Annotated in this window: 26 protein-coding genes and 1 riboswitch; of the genes, 5 read left to right on the plus strand and 21 right to left on the minus strand. The window is 37.1% G+C overall.

Going from position 1 to position 25,052, the window contains the following annotated elements; genetic code table 11:
• Window positions 1-238: 238 nt before the first annotated feature.
• The gene (locus AC6HVZ_RS06150; RefSeq protein ID WP_497557271.1) at window positions 239-931 is read right to left on the minus strand and encodes a response regulator; all 693 of its coding nucleotides are present in this window, start codon (window positions 929-931) and stop codon (window positions 239-241) included.
• 228 nt (window positions 932-1,159) lie between these two features.
• Complete coding sequence (locus AC6HVZ_RS06155; RefSeq protein ID WP_497557272.1) at window positions 1,160-2,296, minus strand: sensor histidine kinase; 1,137 nt, start codon at window positions 2,294-2,296, stop codon at window positions 1,160-1,162.
• Between the two features lie 172 nt (window positions 2,297-2,468).
• On the opposite strand from AC6HVZ_RS06155, the gene AC6HVZ_RS06160 reads away from it, so the two are divergent.
• A complete protein-coding gene (locus AC6HVZ_RS06160; RefSeq protein WP_497557273.1) occupies window positions 2,469-3,119 on the plus strand; it encodes a YigZ family protein in 651 nt (216 codons plus the stop codon).
• 601 nt (window positions 3,120-3,720) lie between these two features.
• Here AC6HVZ_RS06160 and nagB read toward each other — a convergent pair.
• The 12 genes from nagB to AC6HVZ_RS06220 all read right to left on the minus strand — a co-directional run bounded on the left by nagB (window position 3,721) and on the right by AC6HVZ_RS06220 (window position 11,547).
• On the minus strand, window positions 3,721-4,452 hold the full coding sequence (gene nagB, locus AC6HVZ_RS06165) for a glucosamine-6-phosphate deaminase (protein WP_497557274.1): 732 nt from the start codon (window positions 4,450-4,452) through the stop codon (window positions 3,721-3,723).
• A 68-nt stretch (window positions 4,453-4,520) separates the two neighbouring features.
• Window positions 4,521-4,679, minus strand: coding sequence for a hypothetical protein (locus AC6HVZ_RS06170; protein ID WP_497557275.1), 159 nt, complete (start codon window positions 4,677-4,679; stop codon window positions 4,521-4,523).
• 294 nt (window positions 4,680-4,973) lie between these two features.
• Window positions 4,974-5,480 carry a VanZ family protein gene (locus AC6HVZ_RS06175; RefSeq protein WP_497557276.1) on the minus strand — a complete coding sequence of 169 codons (507 nt, stop codon included), beginning with the start codon at window positions 5,478-5,480 and terminating at the stop codon, window positions 4,974-4,976.
• Window positions 5,481-5,552: 72 nt separating this feature from the next.
• Window positions 5,553-6,596, minus strand: a complete 1,044-nt coding sequence (locus AC6HVZ_RS06180) for an anti sigma factor C-terminal domain-containing protein (protein WP_497557277.1) — start codon at window positions 6,594-6,596, stop codon at window positions 5,553-5,555.
• Window positions 6,596-7,114 (minus strand): RNA polymerase sigma factor, encoded by a 519-nt coding sequence (locus tag AC6HVZ_RS06185; protein ID WP_497557278.1) that lies wholly within the window; start codon window positions 7,112-7,114, stop codon window positions 6,596-6,598. The genes AC6HVZ_RS06180 and AC6HVZ_RS06185 overlap by 1 nt, the downstream gene beginning before the upstream one ends.
• 109 nt (window positions 7,115-7,223) lie before the next feature.
• On the minus strand, window positions 7,224-7,550 hold the full coding sequence (locus AC6HVZ_RS06190) for a helix-turn-helix domain-containing protein (protein WP_497557279.1): 327 nt from the start codon (window positions 7,548-7,550) through the stop codon (window positions 7,224-7,226).
• A 78-nt stretch (window positions 7,551-7,628) separates the two neighbouring features.
• The gene (locus tag AC6HVZ_RS06195; RefSeq protein ID WP_497557280.1) at window positions 7,629-7,760 is read right to left on the minus strand and encodes an anti-repressor SinI family protein; all 132 of its coding nucleotides are present in this window, start codon (window positions 7,758-7,760) and stop codon (window positions 7,629-7,631) included.
• A 20-nt stretch (window positions 7,761-7,780) separates the two neighbouring features.
• Window positions 7,781-7,866, minus strand: a riboswitch (cyclic di-GMP riboswitch).
• Between the two features lie 161 nt (window positions 7,867-8,027).
• Entirely contained in the window at window positions 8,028-8,699 is a 672-nt protein-coding gene (locus AC6HVZ_RS06200) for a TasA family protein (RefSeq protein WP_497557281.1), read from the minus strand.
• A gap of 42 nt (window positions 8,700-8,741) precedes the next feature.
• Window positions 8,742-9,320: a signal peptidase I SipW gene (gene sipW, locus AC6HVZ_RS06205; RefSeq protein ID WP_497557282.1), complete on the minus strand. Its 579-nt coding sequence runs from the start codon at window positions 9,318-9,320 to the stop codon at window positions 8,742-8,744.
• A complete protein-coding gene (tapA, locus tag AC6HVZ_RS06210; protein WP_497557283.1) occupies window positions 9,317-10,174 on the minus strand; it encodes an amyloid fiber anchoring/assembly protein TapA in 858 nt (285 codons plus the stop codon). The genes sipW and tapA overlap by 4 nt, the downstream gene beginning before the upstream one ends.
• Window positions 10,175-10,318: 144 nt before the next feature.
• Window positions 10,319-10,888 (minus strand): TasA family protein, encoded by a 570-nt coding sequence (locus AC6HVZ_RS06215; RefSeq protein WP_497557284.1) that lies wholly within the window; start codon window positions 10,886-10,888, stop codon window positions 10,319-10,321.
• Between the two features lie 68 nt (window positions 10,889-10,956).
• Window positions 10,957-11,547 (minus strand): TasA family protein, encoded by a 591-nt coding sequence (locus AC6HVZ_RS06220; protein ID WP_497557285.1) that lies wholly within the window; start codon window positions 11,545-11,547, stop codon window positions 10,957-10,959.
• 1,000 nt (window positions 11,548-12,547) lie between these two features.
• On the opposite strand from AC6HVZ_RS06220, the gene AC6HVZ_RS06225 reads away from it, so the two are divergent.
• From AC6HVZ_RS06225 to AC6HVZ_RS06235, 3 genes are all read left to right on the plus strand, one after another.
• Complete coding sequence (locus AC6HVZ_RS06225; RefSeq protein ID WP_497557286.1) at window positions 12,548-13,492, plus strand: LCP family glycopolymer transferase; 945 nt, start codon at window positions 12,548-12,550, stop codon at window positions 13,490-13,492.
• Between the two features lie 633 nt (window positions 13,493-14,125).
• Window positions 14,126-15,562: a VWA domain-containing protein gene (locus AC6HVZ_RS06230; RefSeq protein WP_497557287.1), complete on the plus strand. Its 1,437-nt coding sequence runs from the start codon at window positions 14,126-14,128 to the stop codon at window positions 15,560-15,562.
• Window positions 15,563-15,620: 58 nt separating this feature from the next.
• Window positions 15,621-15,863: a hypothetical protein gene (locus AC6HVZ_RS06235; RefSeq protein ID WP_497557288.1), complete on the plus strand. Its 243-nt coding sequence runs from the start codon at window positions 15,621-15,623 to the stop codon at window positions 15,861-15,863.
• A gap of 103 nt (window positions 15,864-15,966) precedes the next feature.
• On the opposite strand, the gene AC6HVZ_RS06240 is transcribed toward AC6HVZ_RS06235, so the two are convergent.
• Window positions 15,967-16,371 carry a hypothetical protein gene (locus AC6HVZ_RS06240; RefSeq protein ID WP_497557289.1) on the minus strand — a complete coding sequence of 135 codons (405 nt, stop codon included), beginning with the start codon at window positions 16,369-16,371 and terminating at the stop codon, window positions 15,967-15,969.
• A gap of 579 nt (window positions 16,372-16,950) precedes the next feature.
• Here AC6HVZ_RS06240 and AC6HVZ_RS06245 point away from each other — a divergent pair.
• Window positions 16,951-18,963, plus strand: coding sequence for a penicillin-binding transpeptidase domain-containing protein (locus AC6HVZ_RS06245; RefSeq protein ID WP_497557290.1), 2,013 nt, complete (start codon window positions 16,951-16,953; stop codon window positions 18,961-18,963).
• A 499-nt stretch (window positions 18,964-19,462) separates the two neighbouring features.
• Here the strand turns inward: AC6HVZ_RS06245 and AC6HVZ_RS06250 are convergent, their stop codons facing one another.
• The 6 genes from AC6HVZ_RS06250 to AC6HVZ_RS06275 form a co-directional block, all read right to left on the minus strand.
• Entirely contained in the window at window positions 19,463-19,903 is a 441-nt protein-coding gene (locus AC6HVZ_RS06250; RefSeq protein WP_497557291.1) for an IDEAL domain-containing protein, read from the minus strand.
• A gap of 152 nt (window positions 19,904-20,055) precedes the next feature.
• Entirely contained in the window at window positions 20,056-20,493 is a 438-nt protein-coding gene (locus AC6HVZ_RS06255; protein ID WP_497557292.1) for a hypothetical protein, read from the minus strand.
• Window positions 20,494-20,718: 225 nt separating this feature from the next.
• On the minus strand, window positions 20,719-21,681 hold the full coding sequence (locus AC6HVZ_RS06260) for a hypothetical protein (RefSeq protein WP_497557293.1): 963 nt from the start codon (window positions 21,679-21,681) through the stop codon (window positions 20,719-20,721).
• A 733-nt stretch (window positions 21,682-22,414) separates the two neighbouring features.
• Window positions 22,415-22,780, minus strand: coding sequence for a DUF779 domain-containing protein (locus AC6HVZ_RS06265; RefSeq protein ID WP_497557294.1), 366 nt, complete (start codon window positions 22,778-22,780; stop codon window positions 22,415-22,417).
• Window positions 22,781-22,997: 217 nt separating this feature from the next.
• Entirely contained in the window at window positions 22,998-24,518 is a 1,521-nt protein-coding gene (adh, locus tag AC6HVZ_RS06270; RefSeq protein WP_497557295.1) for an aldehyde dehydrogenase, read from the minus strand.
• A gap of 281 nt (window positions 24,519-24,799) precedes the next feature.
• Window positions 24,800-24,982: a cold-shock protein gene (locus tag AC6HVZ_RS06275; RefSeq protein WP_497557296.1), complete on the minus strand. Its 183-nt coding sequence runs from the start codon at window positions 24,980-24,982 to the stop codon at window positions 24,800-24,802.
• Window positions 24,983-25,052 lie beyond the last annotated feature (70 nt).

Consider the following 25,052-nt stretch of genomic DNA (forward strand, 5'->3'; position numbering starts at 1 on the left):
ATTTTTCTCAATTAACTTATCTATGTTTTATTTTACATGATCATACAACAAAATGCATTATAAAAAATGTGATCAGAAGCTAAAAAACTACTCCAATGCCAGGCATCAGAGTAGTTGTATAATCGATCTAGTATTTATCGTTAGCTATCATAGAATCAGAAAAAAAGGAAACTATTACTTAACCCTCAAATATACAAAGGTTAGGCAGCCAATCTCTCCAACGGCATCATGCCTAAATCTACAAAACTTCTACCCAACCTTTTTTAATTGCTGAAACGACAGCTTGTGTACGATCTTTAACATTCATTTTTTGCAAAATATTACTTACATGGTTTTTAACAGTTTTTTCACTGATATATAACGTCTCAGCTACTGCACGGTTACTTTTTCCATCTGCTAATAATTGCAGCACCTGACATTCCCGTTTTGTAAGTAAATGAAGTGGTTTGCGATATTCAATACCACTGTCGTTAATTCTTGATATATTTTCTTTAGCCAAACGACGGTACTCCTGCACTAAATTATGCGTTACCTTTGGATGCAAGTAAGAACCACCTTCACTGACAACTTTAATCGCTTCGATCAGGGAATCCGAGTCCATTTCTTTTAACAGATATCCTTGTGCACCTGTTTTGAGTGCATGTGTCACATAGCTTTCATCATCATGGATGGAAAGAATGATAACATTTGTGTTTGGAAAATACCTGACAAGATCTGCTGTTGCTTGCACACCGTTCATTGTAGGCATATTGATATCCATTAACACAACATCCGGATTGTTTTCCTTTACAAGCTTAGAAGCGATTGTACCATCATCCCCTTCAGCAACAACGTCAAATGAAGGTTCAAATTCTAAAATCCGCTTCACCCCTTCACGAAATAACTTGTGGTCATCAATTAATACAATTTTAATTTTTTTCTCTATATTCATCGTTTTGTTCCTCCTACATTTATTCAAGTATCCCTGTTACGTTTACTATGATAGATGTTTATTACTTTCTGATATTTATCACACATTAACGGGCTGTAATACCCCCACCTCCAAGCGTGAGAAATCCCAAACGTGAGGGTGAGAGTGAGGGTGAGGGTGAGGAAACCCCCACTGAATGAAGTTTCACTTTATCTATAAGAGAATTTATTTCATGTGTTTAAGTACTACCTAAAGACTATAAGGAACATGAATCAGAATGGTAGTTCCCTTGTCTTTTTTGGAGTTGATTTCCAGTTTTCCCTCAATCATTTCCACACGTTCCCGCATACCAATGAGGCCAAATGACTTATCTTTTTTTATCCCAGGATCGAATCCTTTTCCATTATCCTTAATTACCATCGTCAACATGTCTTTTCTAATTTCTAATTTAACCTGAATTAAACTGGCATCCGCATGTTTAATTGCATTCTGTACTGATTCTTGAACTAAGCGAAAAATTGCGATTTCATATTTCTGATTAAGACGCTTCTCTTCTCCGATTGATGAAAATTCAATTTCAGTATCATTGTATTCTGCAATGTTTGCGACATATTTTTTTATTGTGGGTATTAAACCTAAATCATCTAAAGCCATTGGGCGAAGATCGTAAATAATTCGCCGAACTTCATATAAAGAAGAACGAACCATCTGACGAACGCTTTTTATCTCTACAAGTGCCTGTTCAACATTATTTGCTCTAAATGAACGGTCAACCAGCTCTGACCGAAGTAAAATATTTGCAAGCATCTGAGCTGGCCCATCATGAATTTCCCTCGATATTCTTCTGCGCTCTTCCTCTTGTGCTTCTATAATTTTCAAGCCAAATTCCTGTTTCTCTTTTGCACTTTCGATCATTTCATTAACTTGTCTGAAGTCATCATGTAGATATGTAAGTATGACTGATATTTTACTGGCCAATCCCTCTGCTCTATCAATCATTTGACTTAATGTGATCAGTCTTCTTTCTAAATCATCACGTTTTTCACGCAACCCTTTTTCTTCCTGTTGGATCATAGCCAGTTTTGTTTGCATCGCATGTGTTCTCTCATATACTTCACGGATTTCGCTTTCCGTATAGCGATCGAAATATTTACTTACTTCTGCTAAACGTTGTCTGGAGAATCTTACCTTTTGTTCAAGCTGATCCCCATCTTCAATGTGGCGGATAACCTTTTCTTTCGTTTTCTTAAGCTCTTTAACGAGATGTTCATGCTCCTTGCGAGCTTCTTCACTAATATTAAAAATCTCATCCTTGCTATTTTCCACTACTTCGATCATTTCGTCAATTACATGGTCCAATGCAGTATCACTTATTTTTTGTACCAAAGTCTCCCACCAACCTATGCTATAATTATACGTATATTTCCATAATTTTTATAGGGTCTTTTTTCATACTTGCAGGAATTTCTTTCCTATTATTCATAACTTTCATTTAGAACACGGTAAACACAAGGGTTCCTACATACTATAATGTTCCTTTAAGGAGGGAAAAGCAAGGATGTTAGCAAAGTATTTTACTGTCAAACAGGAAGGTAAGGATCAGATTATCATACAAAAGTCACGTTTTATCGGTTATGTTAGACGTGTTGAAACGGAAACAGCAGCACAGGAGTTCATTCAAGCGATCAAAAAAAATCATCCTGATGCAACACATAATTGTTCCGCATATATTATTGGAGAAAATAATGAAATTCAAAAAGCAAACGATGATGGTGAACCAAGTGGCACTGCTGGACTACCAATGCTCGAGGTATTAAAAAAGCAGAATTTAAAGGACACTGCTGTCGTTGTAACAAGGTATTTTGGTGGCATCAAACTTGGAGCAGGCGGCTTAATCCGTGCTTATGGCAGCACGACTTCCCAAGCCATCCAAACTACCGGTGTTGTTAAAAGGCAATTGATGCAAGGTTTCTCCATTATCGTCGATTATACTTTGCTCGGTAAACTGGAGAATGAATTACGTAATTCTGAACATATACTGGAGACAATCAACTATTTGGAGAAGGTAGAATTTGTCGTTTATGTAAAAACGGGAAATGAACAAGCCTTTAAGAAATGGATGATTGACCTGACTAGTGACCAGGCAGAAATCAAAGAAAAAAATACTGCCTATGTGGAAATGGATGTTTCTTCAACATCAGAAGAATAAATAAAGGAGATGATTTTTTGGTTAGTCCTCAACTTTCGCACCAATAAAATAAGCTCAAACAATTAACTTTGATCAACCCAAAATGTTTCTAATTGTTGGCTTGACAACCTTGATAAACATAAAAGATCGTTGTACACACAAGTATAAAATGTGCAATTACTGCCGCATTTGATTTCCGCTGCGGGCTGTTGCTTTCCGCGGGCACGGCCTCAGCCTCCTCGGAAGAAAACCGCTTCCTGCGGGGTCTTCAGACTCGTGCTTTTCCCGCAGGAGTCAACTGCCCTCCGCTCCAATCAAATGCTGGTACAGTGCAACATCGATTGTTAAGCATTGCATTACAGTGAATACGAAAGAAAAAATTAAAAATCAGCGGAGGAAATACATGGAGACTCCTGTGGGAGCAGAGGCCTGGATGAGACCCCACAGAGCGTTAGCTCGAGGAGGCTCATCAGCCGCCCACGGAAAGCGACATGTATTTCCGCAGCGGCATTATAGCACATTTCTGCCTTCTTACTTGTTGAATAGCTCAGCTCATTAAATGAACTGAGCTTTTTTCATATGTAAATACACGATATTTCGCAGTGTTATATCAAAATTCCAACTACTTGCTTACCTTTGACAATGCCGCTTCATCAGCTATTATAGTAACATGGGCATGCTTTCGCAGAATAGATGCTGGGAAGTCCTCCGTTATTTCACCATTCATTAATTTTTCTACAGCTTCTGCTTTATTTTCACCTGAAACAAGCAAAATAATTTCTTTGCTCTCCATGATTGTTTCGATTCCCATTGTTATTGCTTTGCTAGGCACCTCATCCATAGATGAAAAGAATCTGGCATTCGCATTACGTGTTGATTCGTCTAAGTCAACGATATGTGTTCTGCTTGAAGCAGGTGTTCCAGGCTCATTAAAACCGATATGACCATTTCCTCCTATCCCAAGTAGCTGAACATCAATATGATCAGCATCACGAATCAATGCTTCATAATCCTGACATTCTTTTTCCAGGTCGCTTACAGATCCATTTGGTACATGGGCCTGACTGCTAAGAATATCAATATGATTAAATAACTTTTCATTCATGTAATAGTGATAGCTGTTTGGATTTGTTCTTTCCAAACCTACATATTCATCCAGGTTAAAGCTTGTCACATTTTTGAAGGATACTTCATTATCTTTATATTTATCAATGAGGTACTGGTATAATCCCTCTGGCGTAGACCCTGTTGCCAACCCTAAAACTGGTTTATCTAGTTGGTTTAATTTCTCCATAACTAAAGTGCCGACCTTTTTACTCATTTCCTCATAATTCTTTACCATTATAATTTCCATTTTATCTACTCCTTCATTAACCAATTAACAAAAAAACTACATCAATGTTAAATGTAGTCGTATTGCAACTATTTTGCAAGTGTTTGAAAATTTCCTTTGAATTGTTTACCATTCGTTAATTCTTTTATAAGCAGTTGAATCAACTCTTCTGAAGATTGAATTTTATAATTTTCTGTTTCATCAATCATTTTTGTAAGCATTCTTTTATACTCTTCTTGCTCAGCCATTAAATTCCCACCTTTTAATTAACTCACATTTACAAAACTAGTTAAATAGGACTATAGCATATTATTATGGAAGTTGTTGTCGAAAAATGTCGACTTTTTATTATAATAGTTAAAAACTTACTTTTTTTAAAGGGATTCTAAGAATAACATGCTTTTTTAGAATCCCTACCATTTGTGCGTTGTGTAAGCTTTAATGACATAAACACTATGCTCGAACTTTCACTGATTATGTTAAAAGTGATGTGTTATCAATGTAAGATTATTTTTGATCCATTAATAGATTCGACAACTTTATTATTTTTTTGACGTTTTAATACTTTTTTTCGTTTTCCACCGTCGAAAAACGACTAGACAACAAACAGCAAGCAGTCCTCCAAAACTATCTAATAAAACATCTCCAATATAAGGGGTACGGTTAGGTGTAAAGCCTTGATGAATTTCATCTAAAATAGCATATGCAAGAGTCAAGAAAAAGGATATGAATAGAGTTGTCCTAAATAATATGCTGGCTGCCTTTTTTATGGCAATATAAAACAAGCATAATAGTACAAAAAAAACTCCCACATGTGCCCCTTTACGTATGAAAAATTCAATAAAACCTTCCACGCCATGGGTTTGTACACTAACGACTGAATTGTGATAAGAAAAAGAAATCCAACCCAGGAACGGCTCTAGAAAAGAAAGATCAATCGTCTGAGAGAGTAATGGTTTCATATTTTGTTTTTCATAAGGGGTAGAAGAGGAGTAAAAAATTACCCCCATCCAAGTTATTGGGAAAAGCCAGTACAGATACTTTTGCATTTTGTCACCATTTCCATTTATTGAATACCTTCTATTTGATTATAATCTGAATGAAGAAATTAATCACGAAAATTATTCATACCAATTCCAGATTTCCACGCCACCTAAATGGAACTGATGAAGTAATTCCTCATGCATGAGCCGTTTCATTTCTCGAACAGGTCCTGTCACTGTTGCTCCGTAGACCTGCATGCCGTTTTCTTTAATATAGGCTAACCTCGCTTTATCCAATTTCTTATCCTGATAGTTTCCATGTTCCATTAGCCATTCTATATCTTGGTAAAATTGATTCTCTGCCTTAACAATACTACCTTCTCCGGATAAAGAACCAAATGATGAAGAATGTCGATTTTTTTCATCGTACTCTATAAACGGCCTTAGCATTAATGATGGCACGAAGGTAAATTGACTTGCCCGACCATAGCTCGTGTAATTGCTGACATCACTATCCGTTAGTTCTCCTCCGTAAATAGGCATCTGATAAACCTGTACATCGTAATCAGAAAGGATATTTATTAGTTCTTCGGGATTCATTGATTCAATGGTGGAAAATTGCACTTGAGCAACAAAACCATCGTTCATTTTTTCCAGTTGTGATAATGTTAAGTTACTTAAATGGGCGTTATTCTCAGTGTAAGTTTCTCCCAATAAATCAGGTGCTACTGCATAGGATTGTGTAGCATTTTCATTTAAGTACCTACGATCAAAATTGAGATTTATCTTCACCTCACCAAAAAGCGTTTTCTTAGCTGCTACTTCTCCAACTACAACTTCCCATGCGCCTATATTACGATATAAAGTGAGACTGGTTTCCTGTGTTAAGAATGAATTGATTTCTGCACGGGGGAAGCCATGTTTTTCCACTGCTATCCCCGGATTTCTTGTTTCTACAATGGTTGTAACTAACCGGTCAAATTCTGCTTGCTTTCCAGACATATCATAGAAAACACTAACAGGAATGATATATAATAAATACAAAAAGAAAATGATTAACAGTATTCGTACAACTGTAAATGTAATGGAAAGCCTTGTCTGCCATACTAATTTCCGAGCACTATTTTTATCTACTTTTACTTCTTTTTCATTCCACTCTGATAACACATCATCTTTTTTCATTAGTCCAAATCTCCTTTCCTCAACCGCTCATCACACTCTCGAAACTTTTGCCGCGCACGGTGCAGTGTTGTTTTTACCTGGCTTTCTGTTAGATTCATTGTGGTAGAAAGCTCCTTATAGGTTAATCCCTGTATTTCCCTCAGATATAAAATTGTCTGCATTCGTTCAGGAAGCATACCCATCACTTCTTCCAGCTCCTCCTGCTTTGTTCTTTTTTCCACTTGCTGTTCGGGGTTTCCCAGATCACTGATTGATATATGTTCCATTTTTAGCTTATCAACCATTCGCTGCTCAGCGTTTGACTTTCTAACAGAATCGATATATAAATGACGGGCTACCTTAAATAGCCATGCCCTCGCTTGAAGTATATTTTTAACCTTTAGGGAAACCATTGCCCTATAAAAAGTTTCCTGAAGCAATTCCTCAGCTAGCTCACGATTTCGTGTCATTTGCACCAAATAACGAAATAGAGGAAGCTGATACTGCTCAAAGAGCTCCGTAAATATGTGCTTTTTCAACCAACTTCCTCCCCCCTCTGTATAATAAAACGAAATACATCGGAATTTGTTACACGATTTTTAAAAACACACCAAAAAAAACTGTAGTGCATATCGCTCTACAGTTTTTTTAATCTTGTTTATTTCGCCATTTATTAAATTCCAGGTATTCTTTAAATTGTTCTTTTGTTACGCCCGAATTCATTGCTTCCTGCACAATATCCAGCCATTCATCATCCAGATTATCTGTTTGTACTGCATTATTTTCTTGTATTAATTCATTTACGGAAACACCTAATACTTTGCCGATCTTTTCGATAAACTGAATAGATGGATTGGATTGAAGGTTCCGTTCAATTGAACTCAGGTATGATTTAGCCACACCCGCTTTTTCGGCTAATTCTGATAGAGACATCTTTTTATTTTGGCGCAACTGTTTTATTTTTTCACCGATCAAGTTTCCCTCACCTACTTTCAAAGGGAATTATATCATAAAATAGCTGAGCAGTTCTATATATAGCACAAGTTCTTTTTATCATTTTGTAGTTTCCCCCGCCTCCGTTAAGAATAGACGGATTTCCTCTACAGTTAACCCCATTGTTTTTGCTTCCTTCATTAACTTTACCCACTCATAATCAAGAGAAACACTTTCCACCGTATTATTCATATTCCGTCCCCCATTTTTATACCGACAATCCAGCCGTCTTAGCCAAATCGACCTTAGACCCGTGACTTTGCGTCCCTATTTTTCAATAAGTTTGCCTTTTTCAAATATTACTTTAGATTTAAGACTATTATACTATAGATACAAAGCTATTTGGGTGGCTTGTTTTGTCAGAATAAGACTAGTTTTGCTGTTCTATTCAGAATAAACTACATATATATGTCGATAGTAGAATTTATGTAAATGATCTATTTGAGAATTTAAGAAGACCTATACTCTCGTTTTATTTGCATTTTTGATCTTTTTATTAATAAGAAGGATCAACCCGCCGAAAAAGATAAGCAATGCCCCCATCAGTAAAATTGTAAACATATTGGTTGCAGTATCTGGAAGAAAAAGTCCTACACCCTGAGAACTGCCGCTACTCCCTATCATGCCACTTATCTTCGCAGCATCACGACTGCTTTCTTCACTTTCGGCAGTAAACAGTAAAGAAAATTGAGTCTGTAATCCCTGATATTCATTCCCTAGATGCTCTGGGAATCTAATGGTAAACTCCAGCTCCTCTTCGTCCATCAATGATAAACTTCTTTTTGGAAATTCTTTAAAGTCTTTAAGTTTTCCATTATATAACTCAAAATCTTCTGTCTTGACTTCAAGGATTAGTTCATTGAATAACTTTTTGGAGTCATTCTCGTTTTGTATTGTAACAAAATAATGAAAATCTAGTTTTCCGTTATTTTTAATAACAACTTTTCTCGGAGCCCAATCCCCTGGCTTCATATTATCTACATTAAATAAGACACTCTCCGGCAGTATCTCGATCGAAATCTCCTGTTCATCTGCTGTATCCGCTGCAAACATGATGTCTGAGGCACTAACAGCGATTATAAAGCCAGTTACTATCGCTAATATAAAGCTTTTCAGCTTATTAGTATTCATGGACATCTTCCTCTTGTAAGACTTTTCATTTTTTCAAAAAAATTATTTCGCATCCGCAGTCTTATCTATATTTTGCTTTTCCAGCTGACTTAATGTTCTCCATATGGAAAATGCAGAATATCCGAGCATTAGTATACCTGGAACAATGAGAAATAATATGGCTCCATTCGGTGATTGTGCAAATTCAATGAAGTATCCAACAAACGGTATGGTAAAACCTGTATATACACCTACAACATTTTCGGCCAGAACAGGGTTTCTGTCCTGGGCATTATTATTGTCCCCTTTCGTTGTATACAAAACTCCACTATTTGTTTCCTGAGTTTCCGTAATTCTGTGTGTAACTAATTTATTGTCTTCTTCCATAAATGTTATTACATCACCTTTTTTAAATGTGCCTGTTTTTTCTCCTGCAACAGACTGAATTGCGATAATGGAACCTGTTTGTATCTCGGGTTCCATTGATCCAGAAAGAACCGTTTTTAGCTGATATCCGAATACTTCTGGTTCTCCACCGGATAATTTGGTGGAAAGTACCAGTAAAGCTACACCGACCAGTAAAATCATAAGTACACTTGTTACAAGTCGATTTATCCATTTTAACAAGATACGTTTTTTCATTCGCCTTCACCTTCTCCATTTGAATTGCTGACCTCTGTTTCTTCTGTTGTTTCTTCTTTAGTTTCTGCTTGTTTAGCTGCCTGACTGTCTTCCGTTTTTTGTTCAGCAGGATTTTCTTCTTCAGTTTTCGCTTCTTTTATTTCATTTTCCTTCCTTTCTTCCCCTGCTTTTTTAACGTTTTCCTTTTCAATACTGATTTCGGTACTTTCCGTCTCATTTTTTGCAGCTTTTTCCTTCACCGGCTTTTCCTGTTTTGAATTTTCTTCTTCGGTTGATACACTATCTATTTCTTGCTTCTTCGGTTTTTGCCCAGAACCGCAATCAACTTTGATTTCCTTACTCCAAATTTCCGATGAATCCGACTGTTCATTATACTGATAAGCCTTAAAAATATATCTTCCAGGTAATCCTGTTTTAAAGGTCAGTTCAGTTGATTCACCACTTTTCAATGCTTTAATAATTCCTTCTCCTTCTCCAAGCTTCGTTTTTTCACCATGCTTCTGGGGATTGCCATTTTCAATATAGTACACTTCATATGTACTTTCAGTCTCCATATCTCCATCGCCTACATTTTTAATATTTCTGTTTATAGTCAGTTGTTCACATGAATCGAAATTTTGATTTCCATGATCAATAAATGCCAGTTCCCATAATTCTTTATTAGAATCCTCCGTTTCCCAGGCACCAATGGTTATTCCTCCGTTCGCCTTCAGCTTATCATTAAAGTGGGCTGTAGTATCAGAGGTGAAATAGGCTGCAGATAATAGCAACAGATACCAGATAAGCACTAATTTACTAGTCAAAATAAACCGATTATTTTTTGATTTAAATTTTCTCAGTCTAGAAAATCTCAAAGACTCTCCACCCTTTCTGATAACACAAAATTTATATATATTCAGGAACACAGAATTCATATTATGTGCTTTTGAATAGCTATAAACAGTTGGGAGAAGACTTTTCTTCCCCCATTATCTTGAATACAAAGCTATTTTTAAAAATCAATTGAAAGCTGGCTTTCCATCTCTTTGGATAGCTTCAAATTCCCATTTCAACTTTAGTTCATCATTTTGAAAATGGTTTTGAATTTCCCCATTATCTACAAAGTGAAAACGCACCGTGAATTTCTCTATATTGCTTTTAACGGGGAATTCATCGAGAATCAGCTGCGGATTATCATTTAATTCGGATAGCATTTTCTTAAATACGATATTTTCTTTACCGTTTACATGATATAAATACTCCACCTGAATATGTTCTCCCAGATCATCCCCATTATTTGGTAATCCCTTATCAACCACATCATAGGAAGAATGAAGAATTACTTCTTTTATATCTACAGTTCCGTCATTTGTCAGTTCAAAATGGCCATTTATCGTATCCCCTGGCACAATGTCTTCTATTTGAATAATGGTCTCTTTATTAATTCCTAAATCCAACAAACCCGTTGCGAAAGTGTTGTTGGTAGCTTCCGTGTCATTAAAGTAGGCAAATGTCCCACCGAAAATCAGGTTTATTCCTAAAAAACCAACAAAAGCTGCAGTAAGTAAATTTCGTTTTACACTTTTCATGTAAATAACCTCCCTTGCTTAATGTAAGGAAGATAAGGGAGAAATGTTTCTCCCTTATCTTTCCGATATTATTTTGCTTCTCCTTCTGTCTGTTGTGCATCGAAAGTCCATTCAAGTTCTAAACTGTCTCCTTGGAATTGATTCTGATCTTCTCCGTTATCAACGAATTCAAATTGCACAAAGAATGTATCATTTGTTCCTGGTGCCAAACCTCTCTCTTCCCAGAATACTAACCAGAATTTCTCTTGTACTAATTCAGGGGAAGCATTCTTAAGTTCTGCCAAAGTCGTTGACCAAATAGGCGTAGTCAGTTTATCAGCATTAGTCAAAAAGTTAACCTTAATATGTTCAGCAAAATCTTCTCCATTATTATCACTTTGCGCATCTACCACAGTATAATCTGTTATTAGATCAACCGTTTTAATATGCAAAGACCCGTCATTATTCAGGTTAAAACCTCGTAGCATTGTATCACCAGGTTTGATATTATCTACATTGATAATTTCTGTTGGATCAACACTCAAATCCAATGTACCTGCTGCAAATGAATTATTTGTTGTCTCTGCATCACTAAAGTAAGCAAACGTACCTCCACCGATTAATCCTAGTCCCAATACTGCTGTCGCTACACCCATACCTAATTTTTTCTTAATACTCATTATAAATTCCTCCTCGTAAATTAGATTTGTACATTAGTTAATACCTTATTCCCGAAAACCTTCTCACTGCATTTTCTTTGATGACTGCGAATTTCCCCATGTACTATTTTAAAATTATGTTTAGTACACTAAAGTGAAACTTCATTCAGTGGCGGTTTTCTTTTCATCCCCCACTGAATGTTAGCACCGCACGATATGACCTAAAGGCCCATTGAACCAATCGGGCCTTTACTGGCTGTTGGATCTCTCACTTAGAATTTTAATGTTCCCTTAATTCTTGAAGTGGGAGTCTTACAGTCAGTTACACTGCGATAAAGGTTCAATGCTAACGAACAGTTCCTGATACAGCGAATGTCCTCCCTTCTTTATGTAAAGTGCTTTCAAGTTGTTTGTGTTCTTTTTTAAGATCATTTGTACTTAATAAAGAACAATTGATTATAGTATAAATCATAACTCACAATTTAAAAACCCCCAAAAATACTTAAATATTCTTTATTAAGAACTATTATCTCCTATTTACTTCAATTTTCTTCATTTTTTTCAAAATCACAATTATTTTTTTATAAAAAATTCTCTATTAAGGACTACGGATCTTGTTACATTAACGTTTAATTTCTACTTTAGAGATCATCAAAACGAACGAAACAATCAACTTTAAATTCATGGTTCAATCACATTTTGCGGGGAGGGTTGGTTAAATTGCTTTATTCGGAACCGGTATAATGTGTTTTTAAGAAACAAAACTATTAATTTCCCGTACTTTGTGAAAGATCCAAATTCATTAAAACTTCTATTAAAAGTACCTATACATATAGAACTATGGAAAAATTTCCATTCCTATATAATAATTGCCAGTTCGATCTATTATTAATGCACTTCCTATAAATGAAAAAAACTAAATATTATCTAGACTAAACCTGTATAATTCGATATAATTTAGACATAATCTGATTATTTTTACAAACTTCGAATAAAATGTAAGAGACAGAGGAGAATACGAGTGAATTCAAGAATTGATAATAGAAGAACAAAGAAAAAACGCAAATGGCCTTTTTGGGTTGGTGGAATATTACTTGCTTTACTGTTAATCGGTGTCGGACTTGTATACTATATTTGGGATAAGGTTGGGGATACGGTAGAGACCATGCATAACCCATTGGCACGGGATGATGATCCGGAACGGCAGAAGGAATTGGAAGCTATTTTTAAAGATAAGAATTCACTTAATATTCTACTGCTCGGAGTGGACCAGCGTGAAGGAGATAAAGGTCGATCAGATACAATGATTCTCATGTCATTAAATCCAAATACAGATTCCATGGCAATGCTAAGCATTCCGAGAGATACGTATGTAAATATTCCAGGTCGCGGAATGGATAAGATCAATCACGCATATGCTTTTGGTGATGTAGAATTATCTGTCCAAACAGTTGAAGAGGCTTTCGATTTACCAGTTCATTTCTATGCAAGAGTGAATATGGAAGGATTTAAACAGGGAATTGATGCAATTGGCGGGGTTACTATAACAAATGACCAAATCTTTTCTCAGGGTGCTTCGAGTTTTTCTGAAGGACAAATTCATTTAAATGGTGATCAGGCATTAGATTACATTCGCATGCGGAAAAATGATCCTCGAGGTGATCTAGGTCGAAATGAACGTCAGCGAAATGTTGTACAGGCAGCCATTAAGGAAGGTGCTAGCTTCTCTAGTATTACAAAAGTTGGCGATATTTTGGAAATATTAGGTGGTAATGTTAATACCGATTTGAATATGGATCGGATGCAGACATTATTCAGTGGCTATCGTGGAACCATCGGAAATACGAAAACATTGGAAATAAGCGGTAGTGGACAAACAATTAATGGTGTATGGTATTATGTTGTACCAGACTCTGAATTTAACCGCATCAGAACCGAGATTACCGAACATATGGAAGCAAGATAGAAATAAAAAAGTCACCTGTAGGAATTTAAATGCATGGTGACTTTTTGTTTTTAATAATTTCTATATGGGGAACTACCAGCAAAACACTGAAAACATACGCTAAGAAATTTATCGCTATTTTGATATGTGTATATGAGACATTTACAACCTTATAAGATTTAAAACATATTTATTTTCCTGACGCTATCTAAATAAGCAAAAGATTAGTTTGTTAATCAATAAAGGGGTTAGCGTAAAAAACGTGCTTTTTCAATGTCGAATTTTACTTAACGTATTAACGTGAAGAACAAGAAACTAGATGAGTCCGTGCTTTTGCACAAGCTTGGTAAGACGGTCCTGTAACTCTTTGATATCGGGACGATCATTGGCAATGGTAAAACGGCTAAGGGCTCGTTTCTCATCGTCCCGTGTTACGTGAAGGTGTCGCCAATGGTTAAATAATGAGAAAAGCGCACAATCATTAGAATAATTAGAGGTAGCTGCTTTATTAATTTTAGTATTGGGAATTGTATCATCAGCGATTAGTGATCAGGAAAGTGGATAACTAAGATAATCACAAGTATCATCGATAATATAAAAGGTATGGTAGACTAATAGAAAAACATTGATTGCTGGCACAGGAGGTTTATTTTAGTGAGGAAAATCGTAGTCTTAAGTGTATTGTTCTTTATCTTTTTATCGGGGTGTTCACAAGAACCAAATAATCAAGAAGAAACTAAAGAATCACTGGAAGCAGGAACTATGATCACACCTGACGATAATGAAGAACAAAAGGAACAAGATGAGTCAGAAGCTTCTGATGAAGAAGAAAATAAGACAAGTTCTTCTCAAGAGTATGAAACAGATCCATTACCAACAACAGTAGAGGAATTAGCAGCATTACAACAAGGGAAGTATTCCCAAAAAGTCTTTAATAATAAAGATGGGACAGAACGAGAAGGTGCTGAATTACTGGATTACCTGGGGGAAGATATGCCCGAAATAAGTAGTAATCCCAGTGAAGCAGAGATTGAGTATTTTTATAGAGAAACATTAAAGCTCGTCCAAGATGATTATATTGGCGAGGAAGAAATTTTAAAAGATTTAAAATTCCAATTATTAGGAAGTCCCGAAGTAGAGGACCCCAGGTATCAATTTAAAGAACAACTAAACATTGCAGTTTTATTGGATGCTTCTGGCAGTATGGCGCAGCTAATAAACGGAAAAACAAAAATGGATGTAGCAAAAGAAACCATTACAGCTTTTTTGGAAGAATTACCTGAAGAAACCAATGTAGCACTTCGTGTGTATGGTCACAAAGGAACAGGAGCAGATAGTGATAAGAAACTATCCTGTAGTAGCTCTGAGATTATTTATGGGTATAGTCCCTATAAAGAAGCAGCATTTTCAGAGGCGTTGAATTCCGTTCAACCAGCTGGCTGGACACCAAATGGTTTAGCTTTATCCAAAGCGCAGGAAGATTTAGCTGAATATAATGGAGATGAAAACACCAATATTGTGTACTTAATAAGCGATGGGATTGAGACTTGTGAAACAGAGCCAGTGAAGGTAGCCGAGCAATTCCATGATTCGAATATACAGCCTATCATCAATGTAATCGGTTTTGATGTAGATAGTGAAGGTCAAAATCATTTGAAAGAAATTGCGAACGCTGCTGAAGGTCTGTATCAAACAGCGCAAAATGAAGATGAGTTAGCGAATGAATTTGATAAAATAAATGAACTTGCAAAAGCATGGGAAAAGTGGAAAGAAAAAGGCACACAACAATTAGATTTAAAAGAGGTTCAGAACAATCTCGATATTTTTGTTCATATAACGAGAAATAAAGAAAAGCTATCTGAAGAACAAACTTCACTAAAATATATTTTTAAAGCATTACAATCAACAGGTGAAATTTCAGAAGAAACCTTTCAACAATTGCAAGAGGAAAATGCGAACTACCATGATGCCATGAGGTCAGAAGTTGATAAGCTACAAAGTGAGTTAGAAGAATGGAATAACAATTCTTATAAAGAGGCTTTACAGAAATTGGAAGAGAAATATCAGGAAAATCAAACCAATAATAGTTAAATGATAAAATACACTTTGGATATTTTATGATGTTATTCGTGTATGGAAATGAGATGTCATGAAAGAAGGAAAATTACAATCGGCCAATTTTCATTGTAATAATCAGCATCATCCTACTCTGGAATATATTTCCGGTGATCAGTGTGTCAGCGAGTTTTATCACTCTTTTTCAGCCGAGTACTTCAGGAAATCTAACACTCCCGGAGAACCAATCACTAGTGGCGAATTTATTGCTTCAGGAGAGATATATGAATATGGCGAATCTTATAATGATGGGTTCAGCATAGAGTCAGGTGACTGATTCAACTCTGGAGAACCAATAACTAAAGAAAATCCTAGTACATATGGTCAATTTATCATTCCAAATGTCCCCCCACCTTTTTCCAAGATAGTGATTGGTAGTGCTATTCAACCCATGGCAGTAGTGCAAATGACACAAACGGATCGGCTGTTAACAGTGGAAATAACGATGCCAGCGGAAATGCTGTGGAAGGCAACAGTACAAATGCCAATGGTAATACAATTGATGGCGGCAATGACGATGGATCTGGATGATCGGCAAGTTTTTTGGAAATATCCACACCGGTGTCATTGTACGGATGCACAGCGTTGAGCCGAGAAGCAATATCTTCCTCTTCTTTGCTTACTGTTCCTTCAATTGTACAAAACCCTTCCAATATCGAATTGACGGCTTCATAAGCATTGACCAATCCGTAGTCATAACCGTTATTCGGTGCTTCCGGATATTCACTGTCCGTCTTAGGTGTTGCTGTATCCAATAAGACTTCTTCATGCTTGAAGGCGGTCATTCTGGCATCGGCTTGCAGGAGCAGCGCTACTACACCAGAAACTGCTGGGGTTGCCGAGAAAATTTTGGAAATGCTGTCGAAATATGTTAAATAAAATAGAAAATATTTGAAATTGAGTGTATATACATATACCTAATTTTTTGCCTTATTATCTTAGTTCAAATATCACCTTGTTTAAACGCCATTTTCTCTAAACTCTTTACTGTATATCCGCTAATGGATTTAGTTTTTTTGTCTCATTTTTTGATTTTCTCTTTAAAAGAACAAAAGATCATTCAATTGTTCTATAAACCGTTAGCCAATGTAGTGAAACAGTTAAAACTCACAGGCTGATTTTTTTTAAGCTACTGAATCCATGAACATAATTTTTTAAAAATCGAATTTGTGACATAGGATAAGTCTGTCTTTTTTTAGGACTAATTAAGAAAAATGCAAGAGTCAAATATATATCGTGTTAAACAACTCGTGATATTCTAAAACAGACCTTTAACGTATGTTTTTGTTAATTTGTTGAGTACCCCTTTATAGGTCAAAAGTGTTATAATATCAGTAAAACCAATACGATTGAGAGGGGTTCAAATGAAAAGATTTACGCTATTTTTATCGATGATTTTCATTATTTTCCTTACTGCCTGTTCTGAGGATGAAGTCACGCCAAATGAACGGTTTGATACGTATGTTAAGCAGTGGAATGATGAGGAATTTACAAAAATGTACACCATGCTCACATCTAAAGCAACAGAAACATATCCAATAGAAGAATTTGTGGATCGTTATGCAAAAATCTATGAAGATCTTGATATATCAGATCTCACTATAACGTATGAAAAATTGAATGAGGATGAACTCGAAATTGCTATGGAAGAAGGTATAGCTACCCTTTCTTTTAAAGTAAAAATGAAAAGTCTTGCCGGTCCTATTTCCTTTAATTATGATGCTACACTAGTCCAGGAAGGGGAAGAAGAAGAAAAAAACTGGTTCGTGCAATGGGATCCGGGGTTTATTTTCCCTGAAATTAAAGATGGTGGTGACATTAGAATTCAAACACAAGACCCCAACCGCGGGGAAATCCACGACCGTAATAAAATGCCATTAGCAATGAATGGTCCTATTTTCAAGGTCGGAATTGTACCGGAGAAACTGGGTGCAAATCCGGAACAGAATAAAGAGAAAATAGCGGATCTCTTGGGTATATCTATTGATGCTATCGATACCGCTTTAGGAGCAGGCTGGGTCGAGCCACATTTATTAGTACCCATCAAGGATATTTATAATGAAGAAACGAGAGATCAGCTTCTGCAAATTGCAGGTGTGAGTATTGATAATGGAACTGGTAGAATCTATCCAGAGGGTAAGGCAGCTGCACATTTAATTGGTTATGTTGGACAAGTTAAAGCTGAAGATCTGGAAGATAAAGAGCCAGGAGAATATGGAGCAAATGATGTTATAGGGAAACGTGGTCTTGAAGAATGGTATGAAGATCGCCTTAAAGGAGAAAGAGGAATCAAGATTATCATTGAAAAAGAAGGCGAAGAAACTGCTATCCTCGCGGAGAAGCCTGTAAAAGATGGTGAAAATATCTCCCTTACCATTGATGTTAATATACAGGAAAAAATATATCATTCCTATGATGGCGATGCAGGAACCGCAGCAGCTATTGATCCGAAAACAGGTGAAACGCTAGCACTTGTAAGCAGCCCGGCATTTGATCCGAATGAAATCTTATATGGTACTAATCCAAACCTATGGGAAGATTTACAAAACAACGAGCAAAATCCGGTTCTTAATCGTTTCTCTGCAACATTCGCTCCCGGTTCCGTAATCAAGCCTGTTACCACTGCAATCGGATTACAAAATGGTTCCATCACACCTGATGAAGGTATCGAAATAAAAGGGTTAACCTGGAGTAATGGCGAAGGTTGGGGTAATTATGAAGTGCGTCGGGTTTCCGAATCCAATGGGCCAGTTGATCTCAGAGATGCCTTGATTCGCTCAGATAATATTTATTTTGCAATGAAGGGTGTAGAAATGGGAAGCGAAGCATTTATTTCCGGTTTAACTAATTTTGGCTTTGGGGAAGAATTACCATACGAATACCCGATAACTCCATCCTCTGTCTCATCAACTGGTGAAATAAATGATGAAGTATTACTGGCAAATTCAAGCTATGGCCAGGGTGAACTAGAAATGAGTGCCATTCATTTAGCACTATCCTTTACGCCTATTTTAAATGAAGGTACTATGGTCAAACCAACATTACTCTTGAGTGAAGATACCTCTCAGATTTGGAAGGAAGGATTACTTAACAAAAGTGATGCCACCATGCTGCAAGACACACTTAGAGAAGTGGTTACAAATGGTACGGCAAAAAAAGCAGACGAAGCAGACTTTCCTATCTCCGGTAAAACCGGAACAGCTGAATTAAAACTAACCGGTGACGATGAATCCGGTCAGGAAAATGGCTGGTTTGTAGGCTATCCTGCAAATGACCAGGATATTCTTATAGCGATGATGGTTGAACATACTGAAGATCGCGGAGGCAGCAGCTATACAGTGGAAAAGGTTACCGATGTTTTAATGAACATTAAATAATTTTGCAGTCTATCCATTCGGGTAGACCTTTTTTTACACAACATGCCACTTCCATATATATGGAAGTGGCATGTATACTTATAAAATCCGATTATAATACGTGCTTAAAAGGGGATAAAAAGAAACCGAGAAGTTCTTTTGCGGCGTAGCTCCCCGTACCGGAATGTATGCAGTTAATACGTGAGCAGATACTCTCGCATGCAGGAAAAGTATTTTTCTTTTCCAAGGAAGCACAAAAGCAAGCCAACGAGCTTCTCATGTGATGTGGAGACTTCGACGTTCGACACAATGGCTTTTGATAGGGCAAGCGTTAGTGCAGTCCAATGTTTTCGGTGGGACGAGCCTTGGGCGCTTCCCTTGATTTTCGGTAGACGATCCTTGGCGCAGTCTCAGGCTTTTCGGGTGGGCGATCTTTGGCGCAGTCTCAGGACGTGTCTGTACTTAGTCAAAGATCCCCTATCTCGATATATCATTTTTACCGGACTTTTTGAACATCCTCTTATAATAATTTTACCAATGCATTAAATGCTTCTTCATCACGTTCGTCCAATGCTTTGTCTATCAAGCGTTTTAAATTTTGTCTTTCCATTTCTTCTATACTGAGCGCTTCTTCATTTTGTTTAGTTTTACTTACATTACTATCTTTTGCGTAATAAGGATCTACGATTAAATATAATTGATTTAAAAATTCGGGAAGGGAAATTAATTCATCCATGGTTACGTATACGACATCTTTTCCTTTTTGAAAAGCAAATTTAGCATCGGTATTTTCCACCTTGTACGTTTTGCGGTTAATCCGTATTTCCTTCGCTTCAACTGGAATAAATTGATATACTTTATTATTAATTATAACCGAGAAATATTGATATGCTAGGATTACTCGAACATAATTATCATCAGCTTTAATATAATATGGCTTTAACATCTTTACAGTTAACATCCATTCCACCTCCCATTATTATTTTCTCTAAATTTTCAGTTAATTAATTTTACATTATTTTCTTTAAAATTACAAGAGAAATGTTCATTTTTTTAAAAAGGCAACTCTCCCTGATAGGAAAATTGCCTATATACTTCCGTTGCTATATAAATTCAAGGCAGTTCTACAAGATTGGGACTGCGATTACTCTTCCGGGCGATTTCCGCACGCTCCAGGCGATATTCCCTTTCTCCGGGCGATATTTCCTTTCTCCCGGCGATTTCCGCTCGCTCCGGGCGATATTCCTCGCTCTCCGGGCGATATTTCCTTTCTCCCGGCGATATTTCCTTTCTCCCGGCGATATTCCCCGCTCTCCTGGCGATATTTCCTTTCTCCGGGCGATTTCCGCACGCTTCCGGACGATTTCCCCGCTCTCCAGGCGATATCCGCACGCTTCCGGACGATTTCCCCGCTCTCCTGGCGATATCCGCACGCTCCGGGCGATATTCCCCGCTCTCCTGGCGATACTTCCTTTCTCCGGGCGATATGCTCCCGGCGACACTTCGGCGTAAAGAGTCAGTTTTATATGACCGGCTGCTTCGATTTCTCATTAGATCACATTTAAGCGATTAATGTGATCATTTGGATAGATTACGCTCTCCCACGGTCACATAGTAGCGATATATGTGACCATTTGCATCAGATTTCCTCATGATTTAAGGTTCACATTTTAAGAATTTGTATTTTTATCACATTTTATGGATTTAAATTTTCTGTCGTAGTTTTTATCGATTGCGTGGATTAGAGTGCACCAACATTCACGAAAATAGCGTATTTTAATGTACTACCTTTTTGATGATAAATGCTGTAATTTCGTCCATTTCATTTTTACTGAAAGAATAATTTTCCTCTAAACTATTGAGATACTGCCCTGCTTGCTTTAAATGCTGCACGCCTTGTTTCATATAGGACTTATAGCCGTTATTCACTTTATAAATCTTATCTGCGTATTTTTCATCTGTACCAGGAGTGACAGTCTCTTCGTATAAATCAATGATTTTTTCCCCAGATCTTTCAGGAAAAAATTCATGAGGATCTGTGCTATCAAACAAACAAAAATCAAGCTCAGGTACAAGCACCATATCCATGCTGTTTGGATCAAAGCTACAATGATAAAGCTCAACGTCTAATCCTTGCTCCTGGCAAGCTTGAGAAACTTTTTTCATAAAGGTGGATTTACCGGTTCCAGCACGCCCTTTGATATGAATAACTGTTGCTATATTTTCTATTATATGCGGCACTTCATTTACAACACCATCAGCGGTATTCGTACCAAAAAGCCGATGAAAAACATGAGCTTGTCGATCTTGTTTTTTTGTTTGTTTAAGCAACTCTGCAATAAATTCCTTCGCAAGCTGATTTGCGCTATTGAAATTCATCTCTGCAATGAAGATACTTTCAAGTTCATCATGGATTCGTAACCCTGCTGCAAAGTTTTCGTATGCCATATTGGTAAAATCATCGAAGTTTTTTCTCGCTCTCATCCATTTATTACTGCTTGGTAGTTCTTCATTTAGAAATAATTTTAAATCCAGTTCAATTGCACCACCTAAATCATTAGAAGCAATTCTATCCATGATAAAAGCAACAGATATTTCCCTGATAATAACGCCTTCTATAAAATTTTTACCCAATGTACTGAGAAGAATTTCGAGATTGTATTGATCTTCATAGGTCTTAATAATATTTTTTAAAATTGCAGTTTTTAATTTATGTGATGGGTGTTTTAAAATAATCAACTGATTAAAATTTTCTACATTTGGAGGAAGAAAATTCACAAGCCCTTCAGCCGTGTTACCTGTTACGTAATAATACTTTTTATTGGACAAGGGGACACATCCTTTTTTATCGATTTGTTCTTTATTAATTTATGTATATTAGCTGTACAAGGTGATTCATTCATCTATTTCGCAATATATTTTTCTTAATCACTTGCTTGATTGGGCTCTTACGCATTTATCGATATTTGGGTATCCTCAGCAAATTTATTAATTATCTAGTATCCCTTTGGACATAATGACTCTACTATTTTTTCACACCGTTTTATGCGTAAGAGCCCTGGATTGTTCCTATCGTATTGTATATGAAGTACAAAAGCGAAAGCGCCCGTTTATCACCGTATGTCCTGGACGGAACCGTATGAGATTCACTCCAAAGTATAAGATTCACTAAGATTTTTGCTTTATAAGCAAAAATCAAGTTCATCTAAAAGAAAACACGATGAGCGCATGCGAATCGATGTTGCCTTTCACCTCAAGGGTATAAGTGCGACTAAGCCTCTGGTTCCCAATCGGCAAGTCTTCTTTATCGTAAGGAGGTTTCCGGAAGGGGCAATAGGTGATGGGCGCTGGAGCTGGACGAGGCTGATTCTGATATTAAGTTATATACAGGCTTCAAATTTTATAGTTTCCTAGACAAATCATAAAAAAATCGTCAAATCCCTAATATGCTGAGATTTGACGATTTCTTATCTTAAGTTTCTGCACCTGCCAGTTCCGTTCGTTCTTCCTTTGTAAACACTCTTGACCTTGATAAGAATCTCTTTCCTTCAGGTCCTTCCAATGAAAACATTCCCCCCCGTCCATCAACAGCATCAATTATAAGCTGGGTATGCTTCCAATATTCGTACTGGTCTTTTGAAATATAAAAAGGGGTTTCACCAATTTCTCCAAGTAACAGATCTGATTCACCTATCCGAAATTCACCTCGTGGGTAACACATAGGTGAACTGCCATCACAGCAACCGCCTGATTGATGGAACATAAGATCACCATGTATCGCTTTCAGTGTATCGATCAGATCCAAGGCTTCTTTTGTTGCCGTTACACGATCAACCATTTTCACCAACCTTTCTAAAAACTTCTATTTATACGAAACTGACATGTATCGTTATCTTGGATGCAGAAAAGCGACCAAAATTACTATCCCTTTTCTCCATCGTATTACCAATGCTTTCACCTAAAAAATGCTCCCGTATTATTTAGGGACAAGAGGTCAGATGTCGAATTGGTCGAAATCGGCGAAAAAGCCGATTTCGTATATACTTTATTACTTCTTAAAATAATCCAGCAGGGCCTTCACTATAGCTGATTAAGAGATTCTTTGTTTGCTGGTAGTGATCGAGCATCATTAAATGATTCTCCCTGCCGATACCGGATTTTTTATACCCACCGAATGCAGCATGTGCTGGGTATTGATGGTAGCAGTTTGTCCATACGCGACCTGCTTCAATCCCACGACCAAAACGGTAGGCTGTGTTAATATTGCGCGTCCATACCCCTGCACCCAAACCATAAAGTGTATCATTCGCAATCTCCATTGCTTCTTCTTTATCTTTGAATGTAGTAACAGAAAGAACTGGTCCGAAGATTTCTTCTTGGAATATGCGCATTTTATTATTACCTTTGAAAATGGTTGGTTCAACATAATACCCGTTCTCCAGTTCTCCATCAAGTTTATTCACATTTCCACCGACAAGAAGCTCTGCCCCTTCTTGTTTTCCAATATCTAGGTATGATATGATTTTCTCCATCTGTTCCTGGGAAGCCTGTGCACCCATCATTGTTTCTGTATCCAGTGGATGTCCGATTTTAATCTCGTTTACCCGTTTCATTACCCGATCCATAAATTTATCATACATCGATTCATGTACGAGTGCACGGGATGGGCATGTACAAACCTCGCCCTGATTTAGTGCAAACATGACCAAACCTTCTATTGCTTTATCTAAAAATCCATCGTCTTGATCCATTACATCCTCAAAGAAAATATTTGGTGATTTTCCACCAAGTTCTAGCGTAACCGGGATAATATTTTCAGATGCATATTGCATAATCAGGCGCCCCGTAGTGGTTTCACCTGTAAATGCCACTTTCGCTATCCCGCTGTTTGATGCAAGTGGTTTTCCAGCCTCTAAACCAAACCCGTTAACAATATTAACCACACCCGGAGGCAGTAGATCCTGGATTAATTCCATTAACACATGAATGGATGCAGGCGTTTGTTCGGCTGGTTTTAACACGACACAGTTCCCTGCCGCTAATGCTGGGGCTAATTTCCATGTTGCCATTAGCAGTGGGAAATTCCAAGGAATAATTTGCCCAACTACACCGAGCGGCTCGTGAAAATGATAGGCTACCGTATCATTATCAATTTGACTAATGCCACCTTCCTGTGCACGGATTGCTCCAGCAAAATAACGATAATGATCCACTACCAGCGGTAAATCGGCTGCCAATGTTTCACGGACGGCTTTTCCATTATCCCACGTCTCAGCAACTGCCAGCATTTCTAAATTTTCTTCAACTCTATCTGCAATTTTATTTAGAATATTCGATCGCTCAGCAACAGATGTTTTCCCCCAGGCTACTTTTGCCGAATTGGCTGCATCAACCGCTGCTTGAACATCTTCTTTTGTTGATCTGGCAATTTGACAAAATACCTTGCCCGTTACAGGGGTGACATTTTCAAAGTACTTGCCATTCTCAGGCGGCCGATACTCACCACCAATAAAATTATCATACCTTTCTTTAAAATTCACAAGAGAACCTTCCGTGTTTGGATTTTCATACCTCATACAATTCCTCCTCCTTTGTATTGTAATCGCTTACAAATAAGTCTGGTGAAATACAAGTTGAAACTCTACTAAAAGTATATCAATAACTTCTGAATTATTCCAACAATTAGTTTACTATTAATGAGACAAAAAAAACTGGTTCTAAATAAACCAGTTTTTTTTGTGATGAAGCTATTTTCTAATGGAAAGACGCTGGAATCCCAATGCCGCCATTAACCAATATATTTATAAATTATTTCAACGAAAATATTGCTTCAACTCACTTATTGAGGTACTATGCTTTACTTCATTTCTGGTAGCACGCGCACTTCTTGCTCCATGGTTGACTGACATAGTGGACATTGTGGCTCTTTCTCAAAACTGTATGACTCTCTCATCCAGCCCTGACAATCGTTACTAGTACAGGACCACACATTTGTTTCCACTTCCGGAACTGGCTCTTTTGGTCCACGAGAAAATGACATCATAGCATCCCCTTTCCTATTACAATTCCATTATACTCCTTTCTTTTCAACAAAGAAAGGACTGTTGATA

Source organism: Oceanobacillus sp. NCCP-135, from assembly GCF_059698015.1.